A 12223-nucleotide genomic window follows, 5' to 3' on the forward strand; every position below is an offset into this window, starting at 1 on the left:
CGCAGCCAAGCCCGTAACCCTATACGCCGCCAAGGACTCGGAGTGTAGCGCAGCCTGGTAGCGCATCTGGTTTGGGACCAGAGGGTCGGGAGTTCGAATCTCTCCACTCCGACCATCCATTCACCGGAAATCACCGGCCGTGCTGCCGGCGCACCTGCGCCGGACAGCATCTGCGACTGACGAAGCACCCAAGCGACCAACGGGCAGCCCGGACTTCCCGGGGTGCCCGCCTGAAGCTTGCGAAGCGTCAGCCCTGGATGAACGCCAGGAGATCCGGATTGATGATCTCCGGGTGGGTGGTGCACATGCCGTGCGGCAGGCCCTTGTAGACCTTGAGCGTGCCGTGCCTCACCAACTCGGCGGCAAGCAGGGCTGAGTCGGCAATCGGCACGATCTGGTCATCATCGCCGTGCATGATCAGGACGGGCACGTCGATCTTCGTCAGGTCTTCCGTGAAGTCGGTCTCGGAAAAAACCTCGATGCAGTCGTAGTGGGCCTTGGCTCCGCCCATCATGCCCTGGCGCCACCAATTGTCGACGGCCCCTTGCGAAACCTTGGCGCCCTCGCGATTGAAGCCATAGAACGGGCCGGCCGGCACATCCCTGTAGAACTGGGCGCGGTTGGCGACCAAAGCGGCACGGAAGCCGTCGAAGACCTCGATCGGCAGGCCGCCGGGGTTGCTGTCGGTCTTGAGCATGATCGGCGGCACCGCGCCGATCAGCACCGCCTTGGCGACGCGTCCTTCGCCACCGTAGCGGGCCACGTAACGCGCCACCTCGCCACCGCCGGTCGAATGGCCGATATGGACGGCGTTCTTGAGATCAAGATGCGCGACCAGAGCCGCGACGTCGGCGGCATAGGTGTCCATCTCGTTGCCGGTCGCGGTCTGTGTCGAGCGGCCGTGCCCGCGCCGGTCATGCGCGATGACGCGATAGCCCTTGTCGAGGAAGAACAGCATCTGGTTGTCCCAGTCGTCGGCGCTCAGAGGCCAGCCGTGATGGAACACGATTGGCTGGCCTGTGCCCCAATCCTTGTAGAAAATCTCGGTGCCGTCCTGGGTGGTGAATGTGCTCATCGTCGTGCTCCTTGCTGCAGTTGGCTGGATTGGTGGGGGGAAGGTTCGTTCCTTCTGTGGACAAGCTATTGCAACGGAGTCATGGTGAGTATTGGCAAAACAGACATTGAACGTGGCAAAACTGACAGATGCGTGCGGGGCGTGATCGGGTCGAAATCGGGCTTGTTGTGTATCCCGGCGTTCAGCAGGCGGCAGTTCTCGGTCTGACCGACCTGTTCCAGTTGGCCAACCGGCTGGCTGCCGACCGGTCGCCGGACGCGCTGAGGCTTCGCGTCAGCCATTGGCAGTGGCAGGAAGCGAGCCAAACCGTCATCCGCAGCTTCGACAGCGAGCCCGGCCCCGACAATGGACCTGCCATGGTCATCTTGCCTCCGACCCTGGGCGATCCGATCGCTCGCGAGGCGGCCGCGCCCTATGCCGACTGGCTCAGGGCCCGCCACGCTGCCGGCGCGACGCTCGGCTCGGTCTGCGCCGGCGCCTTCGTGCTTGCCGAGGCCGGTCTGCTATCGGGTCGTGCGGCGACCACGCACTGGGCCTATCGCGACGCGCTGGCGATACGCTTTCCCGACATCGCACTGGATGCCGACAAGCTGGTCATCGACGACGGCGACATCATCACCGCCGGCGGCTATATGGCCTGGACCGACCTTGGCCTGAAACTCGTCGACAGGGTGCTTGGGCCGACCGTCATGATGGACACCGCCCGTTTCATGCTGGTCGACCCGCCGGGACGCGAGCAACGCTTCTACAGCCCCTTTGCTCCCAGGCTGAACCATGGCGACGAGGCCATCCTCAAGGTGCAGCACTGGCTCCAGACGAGAGGCGCGCGCGACGTGACGCTTGCCACCATGGCGGAGCATGCGGCCTTGGAGGAGCGGACTTTTTTGCGCCGCTTTCGCAACGCCACCGGCCTCAAGCCGACCGAGTATTGCCAGCACCTGCGCGTCGGCAAGGCGCGTGAGATGCTGCAAGCGACGACCCGATCCATCGACCAGATCGCCTGGGATGTCGGCTATGACGATCCCGGCTCCTTCCGCAAAGTGTTCGCCAGGATAACCGGCCTGGCGCCGGGCGACTACCGCAGGCGCTTCGGCGCGGAACGAGCGGCGGTGGTGGGCGTAGGGAGTTGAGTTATCATCTCGTTGAAGGCAAGCTCGCCGGGAAGAGAACCCCAACCGCCTCATCTCCCGGCGAGCCTACAACCTGATTTGATACGCATCAGGACCGGTGTTAGCCGGCAAGCTTGCATGTGCAAGAGAGATGCCAGTCAATGTTTCCCGAAATGGGACACCGACCGGAGCTTTTTCCTTCTCTCCTTGTAATAGAAGGTGGATCGGCGCGCCGCGCCGAGCCGGATGAGGGGTGCTGGAAGAAATGAGGCGCTGGCGATCCTGTCGCAGTGCGCCCGATTTGGACGGGGGTGTTCGCCAAGCTGGAACACCCTCATCCGACCGAGCTTCGCTCGGCCACTTTCTCCCACAATAAGAGGAGAAGGGAAGTTCTCCCACGGCCTAAATCTCGAACTCGCCCTGCCCCTCATCCATGGCGCTGACGGTTTCGGCGGCGAGCGCCCTTGTGATCGGCGTCTTGCGTTCCAGTGCCGTGCGGTCGAGCCGCTCGACCACGCGCATCGCGGTGGCCAGCGAGCGCTCGATGCGGCGCACCAGATATTGCACGACGTGCGGCTCGACTTCTACCTGGCGGTCGGCGAACAGTTTGGTGATGACACCGGCCAGCAAGAGATCGTCGGGCTCGTGGATCTCGACCATCGCCGCCGCCTTCAGCCGCGATGCGAGGTCGGGGAGCCTGACACCCCAGGCGGACGGAAAGCGCCGCGCGGTCAAGAGCAAGGTCGAGCCGGCCGCGCGCACCGCGTTGATCAGATGGAACAGCCCCTCTTCATCGACCGGACCGGCATCGACATCGTCGATCAGGGCCGGCCGCGCGCCGAGGCTCGCCATGCAGTCGCCGATCCGCCCGGCGTCGACCTTCACTGCGCCGGCGCGGGCGCGCCAGATCGACGCCAGATGGGTTTTTCCACAGCCTGCGGGGCCGGCGAGCACGACCACCGGCGACGGCCAGTCCGGCCACCGATCGACCAGCGCCACCGCCTGGCTGTTGGTGCCTGAGACGACGAGTTCGTCGCGCGAATAGCCGGTTCCGTGGCCGAGATCGAGCGGCAACTGGCGCGGCGGGTCGATCTTGTTGTCCGGCATCTGGCTCAACTGCGCGGCCCACCGCTCCCGCGGCGACGCGCCGGCAGCGGCGGCATAGGTTCGGTGTTGTGGCCCTTGTAGAGCGGCGACTCGAGATAGCGGGCGATGGCAAAGCGCACCAGGACGGCAACGGCGGCCGAGGCCGGCACGGCGATCAGCAGGCCGACGAAGCCGAACAGCGCGCCGAAGGCAAACAGCGAAAACATCAGCCACACCGGATGCAGGCCGACGCTTTTTCCGACCAGCCTCGGCTGCAGGATGTTGCCCTCGATGAACTGGCCGACGAAGAACACGCCGGCCACCGCCGCGACCATGGTCCAGTCCGGCCAGAACTGGACGAAGGCGACGCCGACGGCCAGCACCAGCCCGGTCAGCGAGCCGACATAGGGAATAAAGGAGATCAGCCCGGCGAACAGCCCGATGAGGATGCCGAAATTCAGGCCGGTCAAGGTCAGCCCGGTGGCGTACATGGCGCCCAGCACCAGGCACAGCGTGCCCTGGCCGCGCACAAAGCCGGCGGTGGCGGTGTTGATGTCGTTGGCGATCGCCCTGACGGTCTGGACATAATCGCGCGGCACCCAGCTGTCGACAATCGTCACCATGCGATCCCAGTCGAGCAGCATGTAGAAGGCGACGACGGGCGTGACGACGAACAGGCTGACCACCGAGACCAGCGCCACGCCGGAACTCCAGATCGAGGTGAACACCGTGGTCAGCAGGCCGAAGCCGGAGGTCAGCAGCGAGTTCAACCCTTCGCGCAGGCCATTGGCGTCGACGCCGAATTGCTCTTCCAGCCATCTCGGATCGAAGCTGGTGATCAGGCTCTGCAGCCGGGTCAGGTATTCCGGCAGCTTGCTGGCAAAATCGGCCATCTGCGAAGCCAGCACCGGAATGAGGATGACGAAGGCCAGCACCAGAACGACGATGAAGGCAAACAGGATGACAATCGTCGCCATCAGCCTGGACAGGCCGAGCCGCTGCAGCCGGTCGGCGACCGGGTCGAGGAAGTAGGCGAGCACCATGCCGGCGACGAACGGCAGCAGGATGCCGCTGAAGACATAGAGGAAGATCGCGAGGATGATGGCGCTGATCAGCCAGAAGCGGATTTGGCGCCGAAACACGCCAGACGCGGCCGCATCGGCAGCGGCAGCTTCGGCTGCCGCGTCGATGTTCTGGTCAGGTATCCGGTTTGGAGCCTTCGCCATAGCCGCTCATATGCCTCAGCCAAGCCACGAGATAGGCCGCGGCCGAAGCCACGGTCAAGACCCCGGACAGCAATATGAGCACCGGCCTGAGCGGATCGAGATCGATGGCGAGGGCCAGTTCGCCCAGCACCACCGCCGCCAGCCCGATCTGGACGGCGGTGTTGGCCTTCGACACGAACAGCGGCTTCATCTCGACCGGGTGGGCCATGACGGTGGACAAAACGACGGCACAGACGATCAGCGCATCGCGCGACACCATGGTGACGACCAGCCACAGCGGCAATTCACCGATGAAGCCCAGCACCACGAACACCGAGACCAGCAGCAATTTGTCGGCCATCGGATCGAGATAGGCGCCAAGCTGCGAAAACTGGTTGAAATGGCGGGCGATGAAGCCGTCGACGCCGTCGGAAACGCCGGCGATCAGGAAGCCGGCGAAAGCCCAGTCCCAGCGCCCCTGCAGCATGGCAAGTACCACGCCCGGCACCAGCACGAAACGCATGATCGTGATCATGTTGGGGATGGTCAAACGCATGTCCCGTCGCTTCTGTTTTGATGATACATGATAGAGATGAGAGGCTACGGCAAGTCAGAGCGACGCAGATGCTGCCAATCTCCGCTCGTGGGGAGAGATTGGCTGTCTTCAAAGCCTTCGCCATCGCCAATGTTGGAGATTTGCCCGGGGCCTCTGTCCACGATTTTGTGATGCCGAAAATGCCTGAGCCAGCCGTTATCCTTGCGAGGCGCAGCCGTTCATGCGAAGAGCCCCGGAAAGCAGGAAAGAGTGATGAGCAAGCGCAAGAACGGGCTCACCTATGCCGAAGCGGGTGTCGACATCGATGCCGGCAACCTCATGGTCGAGAAGATCAAGCCGCTGGTGCGCGCGACGCGCCGGCCGGGCGCCGACGGCGAGATCGGCGGCTTTGGCGGCCTGTTCGACCTCAAGGCGGCCGGCTTCACCGACCCGGTGCTGGTCGCCGCCAATGACGGCGTCGGCACCAAGCTGAAGATCGCCATCGATGCGGGCAAGCACGACACGATCGGCATCGACCTCGTCGCCATGTGCGTCAACGACATCGTCGTGCAGGGCGCCGAGCCATTGTTCTTCCTCGACTATTTCGCCACCGGCAAGCTCGACCCCGACCACGGTGCGGCGATCGTCGGCGGCATCGCCGAGGGCTGCCGGCAGGCCGGATGCGCGCTGATCGGCGGCGAGACGGCGGAAATGCCCGGCATGTATCACGGCAACGACTACGACCTCGCCGGCTTTGCCGTGGGCGCGGCCGAACGCGGCCAGTTGCTGCCGACCGACGATATCGTCGAGGGCGACGTGCTGTTGGGGCTGGCCTCGTCGGGCGTGCATTCAAATGGCTTTTCGCTGGTCCGCCGCATCGTCGCCACCAGCGGCCTTGCGTGGACCGATCCAGCGCCCTTCAACGATGAAGCCACGCTGGCCGAGGCGCTGCTCGAGCCGACCCGCATCTACGTCAAGTCGATCCTCAAGGCGATCCGTAACACGCATGGCATCAAGGCGCTGGCCCATATCACCGGCGGCGGTTTCCCGGAAAACATCCCGCGCGTCCTGCCGAAGGATTTTTCGGCCGAGCTCGACCTCGACGCCATCGAAGTGCCGGCGGTGTTCTCATGGCTGGCCAAGACCGGCGGCGTGGCGCCCGACGAGATGATGCGCACCTTCAACTGCGGCGTCGGCATGATCCTCGCCGTCGCCTCCGGCCAGGCGGCACAGGTTGCGGCCGTGCTGCAGGAGGCCGGCGAGACGGTGACGCCGATCGGCCGCATCGTGCCGCGTCGCGACGCCGGGGTGATCTATCGGGGCGCGATCGGCCTATGAGCATGCGCAAACGCACCGTGGTGCTGATTTCGGGACGCGGCTCCAACATGACGGCGCTGATCGCCGCGGCCACCTATCCGGGTTATCCGGCTGAGATCGTCGGCGTCATTTCCGACCGGGCCAATGCCGCCGGTCTCGGCATCGCGGCGGCGCGCGGCATCGCCACCAAGGTGATTTCGCGGGCCGACTATAGCAGCAAGGAAGCGCATGACGGGGCGATTGACGCCGCACTTGTCTCGTTCGGCGCCGAGATCGTGACGCTGGCCGGTTTTATGCGCATTCTCGGCGCGCGCTTCGTCGAGAAATGGCTGGGCCGGATGATCAATATCCACCCTGCCCTGCTGCCCGCCTTCAAGGGGCTGGATACGCATGCGCGCGCGTTGCGCGCGGGCATGCGCATCCATGGCTGCACGGTGCATTTCGTCACGCTCGACATGGATGACGGCCCGATCATCGCCCAGGCCGCCGTGCCGGTGATGGTCGGCGACAATGAGGACATGCTCGCCGCGCGCGTGCTGAAGGCAGAGCACCGGCTTTATCCGCTGGCGCTCGGGCTGGTCGCCGAAGGCAAGGCGCGGATGGAAGGCGGCCGCACCGTGCTTGCCCACTTCGCCGACGATGCCGACAACAGCACCTCCGTGATCATGGCGCCCGATCCGCTGCGCGAGGAGACCGACCTCGAGCATCTGGCGCGCATCACTCCCTGAGAACCATCCTTGCCAACATGGTAGCAAATGTTGCTACCATGTTGGCAAGGAGACAGGTTGATGGCGACAGTCGAAAAGGTCAGCGTGGCGCTTTCGCCGGAACTGCTGGACATGGTCAAGGGCGCGGTGGCCAGCGGGCAATACGGTTCGGCAAGCGAAGTGATCCGCGAGGCGCTCCGCGAATGGCGTCTTCGCCAGCCCTTGCGCGAGGCGGAAGCGGAACGGCTGCGGAAAGCCTGGACGGAAGGGCTGGGGAGCGGCCCGTTCGCGCCTTTCGACATCGAGGACATCAAACTGAAGGCGCACAGCCGGTTCAGCGACGCCAGCAAAAAACAGCGGAATGGCTGACGTCCTCATTGTCCGCAGCACGGCCCGGAATCCGGCGCCAAAAACCCATCGGTGCCGAAGTGCGAGTATTGACGATCGGCAATTATCTCGTGCTTTATCGCCTGGCCGAACAGCGCGTCGAGATCGTGCGCGTGGTGCATGGCGCACGCGAAGTCTCAACGTTATTTTGACAGATGCAGACAGGCAAATGGATCTCTTCCACTGCGCTATGCGGGCAAAAGGTGATCTGGCCGGTGCCTTCGAGTATGATGAGGCGGACGATCCAACCAATGCCACGGCATACTTCTATCTGTATCGAATCGAGGACGGGCGAACAGGTTCTGTCATCGATGCAATTCACATTCGATCGGGCGATTGGGCCATTGCTGAAGCAGACATTTCGGTCAGGTGGGATAGGGATGAACGGCGCGTAGGTTTGTTTGGTGCGCTTTGGGCGACCTTGATACCGCCATGGGCACAAAACATGGCGGCGGATATGGGAAAGACTTTCAGCCCGACATTCCTTGGTCTTAAATTGAACTCATGAAGCAACTCCTTGTTCTGCGTCACGCCAAGTCGAGCTGGGACGATCCTGACCTCATCGACTTCGACCGGCCGCTTTCCGGGCGCGGGCTGAAGGCCGCCCCGCTGGTCGGTCGCGAACTGGCCAGCCAGGGCTGGCTGCCCGATCTGGCGCTGGTATCGCCGGCGCTGCGCAGCCGCGACACATGGCGGCTGGTCTCGGCGGAACTGCCCGCGAAAACGCCGGCCAAATTCGTCCAGGCGCTCTACGAGGCCAGCGCGGCAGACGTTCTCGCCAAGGTCCGGCAGGCAAATGCGGCAACAATCAGCCTCTTGGTGCTGGGCCATAATCCCGGCCTGGAGGAATTCGCGCGCCGACTTGCCGGCGCCGGGTCGGATGCCGCGGCACTCAAAAAGCTTGAAGAAAAATTCCCGACAGCGGCTCTTGCCCGCTTCGTTTTCGACGGTGACTGGGCACGGCTGGCCCTCGGTGACGCGCGGCTGACGCACTGCGTTTGGCCGAAGGATCTGCGCTAAACGAGAGCTGTGACTTGATAAGCAAGAACGGCGGGCCAAGCCCGCCGCTCTTTGCGTTCCGCAGCTTGAGGATTTAGCGGCCCCAGTTGCCCCGGCCGGACTGAGGCACGCCCGGTTCAGTCGTGCCGGGCTGGGTCGTCGCGTTGGTATTGACGGTATTGTGCTCCGGCGTAAACGGCTTGCGGATCGAGCCCGTGAACGTGTTGTCGATATTTCCAACAGCCGCATTGCCAACAGGCGCGGCCGGCTGATTGGCGCCGTCCGAACCATAGTGGTCGCTGCCGGCAAAGGCGCTGCCTGCGGCAATGAGGATGGCGGCAGCGGTGAGAGCAATCTTGGTCATTTCAGGTACTCCAGTACTTTCATACTTTCAGTGTTGTTGTCCGTCTGGTGGCGTGCCTTGGGAGGATTTCGCGTCGCTCGGACCACCCCGAGGTGGGCTGGCCCTGCAGCAATTTCCAATCACAAAGATGTTCCGGCTACGCCCTGAACCGGGTGCTTGAAATCCGCCAAAGGCTTCCTGCGCCACAATCTTTGACTTGCTTCTCAATGCGTTAGGCGAATATTTCTGCCGCGTGGCCCGGCCATTCGCTGAGCCGACGTTCACTTGCTCTTGCACAATGCGTCAACAAAAACGAACCGATCGGTTCGATTCCCTGCACAGCTGAAATCGCAGATCTACCGGTTTTGCGCTGCCGCCCTAGACGTGCACGTCGCCAAAGGAGAGCTCGCCGTCGTCGCTGGCGGTCAGGAACGCCGTGACCAGCAGGCCGGCATAGAAGGCGGCGACCAGCACGACGATGACCAGGCCGGGAATGGGCCCCAGAGCAGCGCCGGCAACCGCCTCGCGCACCGAACTGACGAAGTCGATGCGGACACCTTCGGTTAGAAGACTGGGGGTCGACAGTTTCAGGATCCAGGCCAACAGCAGGATCAGCAGCATGTGGATGTAGTTTCGACGCAGACGGCGCGCCAACGCCGCTCGTTGCGAAATGAGGAATTTTGGAGTGCGCAGACTTTCGCCGACGACCAACAGCCAATCGGACGCGAAGTCCGGCTGCGGCGAGAATATCTGCGCGAAATAGTGCCGTTCGAACTGGCGCACTCGGGCCCGGTAAACGTCGAAGAAGCGATATCGCCGCGCTTCTATCCACAGCAGCAACAGGACAAGCAGCATGGCAAAAAGCAGTACGCCGTGATGCGCGCTGGCCGTCGAAAGCGAGATGGACAACATTGCCGCGACGACCGTTATCGCCCAATTGCTCGTCCGGTCCAGGCGGTCGCGCCACCCCGTCATGCGCAGAATCTCGGCGCGATGAAAATGCGCCATCGTGGTCACGAGTTCGCCGGGCGAAAGCGTCCTTCCAACGGGGGCCGGCGCTGCCAACGCTTCTGCCATCACCATGTCTCCACCGCCACGCAAAAACGGCTGGTTGGGCATATCGTTCCGACGCTTCACTTTGCCGGGCGCAGCCACACCTTGTTGTCGTGGAACGCCGCACCGCCATAGGGCGCCGGCGCGTCGGCGCCGGTCAGGACGTTGATGCCCTCGCCGCGCTCGTGGGCGCTGTTGGGCCAGATGCCTTCGGCCACCACGACACCGCGCTTGAGGCCGTCGAACAATCTTGCGTGCAGCACAACTTCGCCGCGCGCGTTGCCGATCTCGACGCGGTCGCCATTGGCCAGCCCATAGGCTGCCGCATCGTCCGGATGCAAAAGCAGTTCCGGCCGGCCCTCCTTGGCCATCGACACCGGCGTCTCGGAAAAAGTCGAGTTGAGGAAATTGCGCGCCGGCGAGGTGGCCAGCCGGAACGGATGCGCAGCATCCGCCGCCTCGATCAGATCGACGTGGTCGGGAAATTCCGGCAGGCTTGCCACCGGCCCGAACAGGCCCATGCTTTTCGGCGGCCGGTTGGGCGCCGCCTGCCCGGTCCAGTCGGCGCGAAAGCGGAATTTTCCGTCCGCGTGGCCGAAGCCGTCGATAAAATGCGCCGCTTCGAAAGCCGGCTGCAAATCGAGCCACTTTTGTTCCTTGAGGCTCGAAAAACTGCCCAGCCCGCGCTTGCCTAAAATGATGTCGATATGCTGCTGCTCGGTCATGCCGAAGCCAGGCCTGTCGCCAACACCGAGCCTTTTGCCGAGTTCCTCGATGACGAAATGGTTGCTGCGCGGCCCTTCCGGCGGGTCGATCAGCTTCGGCCCGAGCGTGATGTGCTGATTGCCGCCGCCCTTGTAGACATCGTCATGCTCTAGAAACATCGTCGCCGGCAGCACGACATCTCCGAGTTTTGCGGTGTCGGTCATGAACTGCTCGTGCACGCAGGAAAACAGGTCGTCGCGCAGAAAACCCTGCTTCACCAGCCGCTGCTCCGGCGCGACATTAACCGGATTGGTGTTTTGGATCAGCAGCGCCGTCACCGGCGGGCCGCCATAGAGCGCATCCTCAGCGCCGGTCAGCACCGGGCCGATGCGCGAATGGTCGAGATGGCGGATCGCCGGGTCGCGCATCCGCGTGCCTTCCAGCAGTTCCTGGTTCAGCTTGAAGATGCCCGAATTGGAATGGAAGGCGCCGCCGCCCTCATATTGCCAGCAGCCGGTGACCGCGGCGATCGAGGCGGCGGCATGCATGTTGACCGAGCCGTTGCGCTGCCGCGAAAAACCGTAGCCGAGGCGGAAATAGGTTTTCTTGGTCGTGCCGACGAGACGGGCGAAGGCCTCGATCTCATCGACGGAAAGCCCGGTGATATCAGCCGCCCATTGCGGCGTCCTCGTCTGAAGATGCGCTTCCAGACCGTGCGGATCGTCGGTGTATTTTGCCAAATAGGCACGGTCGGCCATGCCGTCACGGAACAGCACATGCATCACCGCGCAGGCCAGCGCACCGTCGGTGCCGGGCTTCAGCACCAGGCCGAGATCGGCCTGCTTCATCGTCGCGTTCTCGTAGACGTCGATGACGACGATCTTGGCGCCGCGCTCCTTGCGCGCCTTGATCGCGTGGGTCATGACGTTGACCTGGGTGACCACGGCATTGGTGCCCCAGACCACCACGCAGTCGGACTTGGCCATCTCGCGCGGGTCGGGACCGCGCAGCGCGCCGGCCCCCATCATCCAGCCGGTCCAGGCCAGATTGGTGCAGATCGAACCGAAAAAGCCGGAGTATTTTTTCGCATGGCGCAACCGCTCGATGCCGTCGCGCTGCACCAGCCCCATCGTGCCGGCATAGTAATAGGGCCAGACCGTCTCCGAGCCATATCTTGCCTCGGCCGCGATGAATTTTTCGGCGACCAGGTCGAGTGCGGCCTCCCAGGTCGCGTCCTTCCAAAGGCCCTCACCCTTGGCGCCCGCCCGGATCAGCGGCTTCAGCAAGCGGTCGGGATGATGGACGCGGTCGGCATAACGGGCGACCTTGGCGCAGATGACGCCAGCCGTGTAGCTGTTGGCCTTGGCGCCATGGACGCGGCCGATGCGCTTGCTGTCGAGCAGCTCGACCTCGAGCGCGCAGGTCGACGGGCAATCATGCGGACAGGCCGAATGGCCGATCCTGAGCTTGGCGTGCTGATTCATGGGGCGAGATTAGCGGGTTCCGGACACGGCGTGTAGGGCCAGATCGCGCAAGCGCCTATCTCCCCCCTTGAGGGGGAGATGTCGCCGAAGGCGACAGAGGGGGTCGCGGGGGGGGGGGGGCGGGGGGGGTTGGGGGGGGGGTTGTAGGGGGGGGGGGGAGGGGAGACGGACCCCACAGCCCGGGCGGGGCTCGGCCCCCCCGAGTGGGGGGGTCGCGC

At 64.0% G+C, this 12223-nt stretch carries 14 protein-coding genes, 1 tRNA gene and 1 pseudogene; 8 read left to right on the forward strand and 8 right to left on the reverse strand.

All coding sequences use genetic code 11. The features are described from left to right. Window positions 1-38 precede the first annotated feature (38 nt). Window positions 39-115: transfer RNA gene (locus AC0L3D_RS23530), tRNA-Pro, on the forward strand. A 132-nt stretch (window positions 116-247) separates the two neighbouring features. Here AC0L3D_RS23530 and AC0L3D_RS23535 read toward each other — a convergent pair. After that, window positions 248-1075 (reverse strand): alpha/beta fold hydrolase, encoded by an 828-nt coding sequence (locus AC0L3D_RS23535; protein WP_287341773.1) that lies wholly within the window; start codon window positions 1073-1075, stop codon window positions 248-250. 128 nt (window positions 1076-1203) lie between these two features. Between AC0L3D_RS23535 and AC0L3D_RS23540 the strand changes: the two genes are divergently transcribed. After that, entirely contained in the window at window positions 1204-2205 is a 1002-nt protein-coding gene (locus AC0L3D_RS23540; protein WP_473645968.1) for a GlxA family transcriptional regulator, read from the forward strand. A 381-nt stretch (window positions 2206-2586) separates the two neighbouring features. On the opposite strand, the gene hdaA is transcribed toward AC0L3D_RS23540, so the two are convergent. From hdaA to AC0L3D_RS23555, 3 genes are read right to left on the reverse strand one after another with little or no spacing between them, the layout of a single operon-like run. Next, complete coding sequence (hdaA, locus tag AC0L3D_RS23545) at window positions 2587-3291, reverse strand: DnaA regulatory inactivator HdaA (RefSeq protein WP_023800641.1); 705 nt, start codon at window positions 3289-3291, stop codon at window positions 2587-2589. A gap of 5 nt (window positions 3292-3296) precedes the next feature. Further along, entirely contained in the window at window positions 3297-4496 is a 1200-nt protein-coding gene (locus tag AC0L3D_RS23550) for an AI-2E family transporter (RefSeq protein WP_473627651.1), read from the reverse strand. Further along, entirely contained in the window at window positions 4468-5025 is a 558-nt protein-coding gene (locus AC0L3D_RS23555) for a CDP-alcohol phosphatidyltransferase family protein (RefSeq protein ID WP_473627737.1), read from the reverse strand. Before AC0L3D_RS23555 ends, AC0L3D_RS23550 begins: the two co-directional genes overlap by 29 nt. Before the next feature lie 258 nt (window positions 5026-5283). Here AC0L3D_RS23555 and purM point away from each other — a divergent pair, with 258 nt between their 5' ends. The 6 genes from purM to AC0L3D_RS23585 are packed head-to-tail and all read left to right on the forward strand — an operon-like array spanning window position 5284 to window position 8441. Beyond that, a complete protein-coding gene (purM, locus tag AC0L3D_RS23560; protein WP_027152620.1) occupies window positions 5284-6348 on the forward strand; it encodes a phosphoribosylformylglycinamidine cyclo-ligase in 1065 nt (354 codons plus the stop codon). Beyond that, window positions 6345-7055, forward strand: coding sequence for a phosphoribosylglycinamide formyltransferase (purN, locus tag AC0L3D_RS23565; RefSeq protein ID WP_473627653.1), 711 nt, complete (start codon window positions 6345-6347; stop codon window positions 7053-7055). The genes purM and purN overlap by 4 nt, the downstream gene beginning before the upstream one ends. Window positions 7056-7115: 60 nt before the next feature. Then, on the forward strand, window positions 7116-7403 hold the full coding sequence (locus tag AC0L3D_RS23570; RefSeq protein ID WP_023800646.1) for a type II toxin-antitoxin system ParD family antitoxin: 288 nt from the start codon (window positions 7116-7118) through the stop codon (window positions 7401-7403). An 8-nt stretch (window positions 7404-7411) separates the two neighbouring features. Then, on the forward strand, window positions 7412-7573 hold the full coding sequence (locus AC0L3D_RS23575) for a type II toxin-antitoxin system RelE/ParE family toxin (RefSeq protein WP_473627655.1): 162 nt from the start codon (window positions 7412-7414) through the stop codon (window positions 7571-7573). Window positions 7574-7590: 17 nt separating this feature from the next. After that, window positions 7591-7929, forward strand: coding sequence for a hypothetical protein (locus AC0L3D_RS23580; RefSeq protein WP_473627656.1), 339 nt, complete (start codon window positions 7591-7593; stop codon window positions 7927-7929). Beyond that, window positions 7926-8441 carry a SixA phosphatase family protein gene (locus AC0L3D_RS23585; RefSeq protein ID WP_128169219.1) on the forward strand — a complete coding sequence of 172 codons (516 nt, stop codon included), beginning with the start codon at window positions 7926-7928 and terminating at the stop codon, window positions 8439-8441. The genes AC0L3D_RS23580 and AC0L3D_RS23585 overlap by 4 nt, the downstream gene beginning before the upstream one ends. A gap of 73 nt (window positions 8442-8514) precedes the next feature. Here the strand turns inward: AC0L3D_RS23585 and AC0L3D_RS23590 are convergent, their stop codons facing one another. The 4 genes and pseudogenes from AC0L3D_RS23590 to AC0L3D_RS23605 all read right to left on the reverse strand — a co-directional run. Continuing rightward, entirely contained in the window at window positions 8515-8784 is a 270-nt protein-coding gene (locus AC0L3D_RS23590; RefSeq protein WP_473627657.1) for a DUF680 domain-containing protein, read from the reverse strand. Window positions 8785-9141: 357 nt separating this feature from the next. Next, on the reverse strand, window positions 9142-9840 hold the full coding sequence (locus AC0L3D_RS23595; protein ID WP_023800651.1) for a DUF2270 domain-containing protein: 699 nt from the start codon (window positions 9838-9840) through the stop codon (window positions 9142-9144). Between the two features lie 56 nt (window positions 9841-9896). Further along, the gene (locus AC0L3D_RS23600; protein WP_473627661.1) at window positions 9897-12005 is read right to left on the reverse strand and encodes a molybdopterin-containing oxidoreductase family protein; all 2109 of its coding nucleotides are present in this window, start codon (window positions 12003-12005) and stop codon (window positions 9897-9899) included. Then, window positions 12002-12223: pseudogene (locus AC0L3D_RS23605) on the reverse strand (hypothetical protein); the annotation flags it as partial. The pseudogene AC0L3D_RS23605 and the gene AC0L3D_RS23600, both read right to left, overlap by 4 nt.

It is taken from the genome of Mesorhizobium sp. WSM4837, from assembly GCF_055811435.1.

Bases quoted from the DNA above. Each gene is read 5' to 3' on its own strand.
- AC0L3D_RS23600 (WP_473627661.1), bottom strand. From the start codon at position 12,005: ATGAATCAGCACGCCAAGCTCAGGATCGGCCATTCGGCCTGTCCGCAT.
- AC0L3D_RS23550 (WP_473627651.1), bottom strand. From the start codon at position 4,496: ATGGCGAAGGCTCCAAACCGGATACCTGACCAGAACATCGACGCGGCA.
- purM (WP_027152620.1), top strand. From the start codon at position 5,284: ATGAGCAAGCGCAAGAACGGGCTCACCTATGCCGAAGCGGGTGTCGAC.
- AC0L3D_RS23585 (WP_128169219.1), top strand. From the start codon at position 7,926: ATGAAGCAACTCCTTGTTCTGCGTCACGCCAAGTCGAGCTGGGACGAT.
- AC0L3D_RS23570 (WP_023800646.1), top strand. From the start codon at position 7,116: ATGGCGACAGTCGAAAAGGTCAGCGTGGCGCTTTCGCCGGAACTGCTG.
- AC0L3D_RS23540 (WP_473645968.1), top strand. From the start codon at position 1,204: ATGCGTGCGGGGCGTGATCGGGTCGAAATCGGGCTTGTTGTGTATCCC.
- AC0L3D_RS23535 (WP_287341773.1), bottom strand. From the start codon at position 1,075: ATGAGCACATTCACCACCCAGGACGGCACCGAGATTTTCTACAAGGAT.
- AC0L3D_RS23595 (WP_023800651.1), bottom strand. From the start codon at position 9,840: ATGGCAGAAGCGTTGGCAGCGCCGGCCCCCGTTGGAAGGACGCTTTCG.
- AC0L3D_RS23590 (WP_473627657.1), bottom strand. From the start codon at position 8,784: ATGACCAAGATTGCTCTCACCGCTGCCGCCATCCTCATTGCCGCAGGC.
- purN (WP_473627653.1), top strand. From the start codon at position 6,345: ATGAGCATGCGCAAACGCACCGTGGTGCTGATTTCGGGACGCGGCTCC.
- AC0L3D_RS23580 (WP_473627656.1), top strand. From the start codon at position 7,591: ATGGATCTCTTCCACTGCGCTATGCGGGCAAAAGGTGATCTGGCCGGT.
- hdaA (WP_023800641.1), bottom strand. From the start codon at position 3,291: ATGCCGGACAACAAGATCGACCCGCCGCGCCAGTTGCCGCTCGATCTC.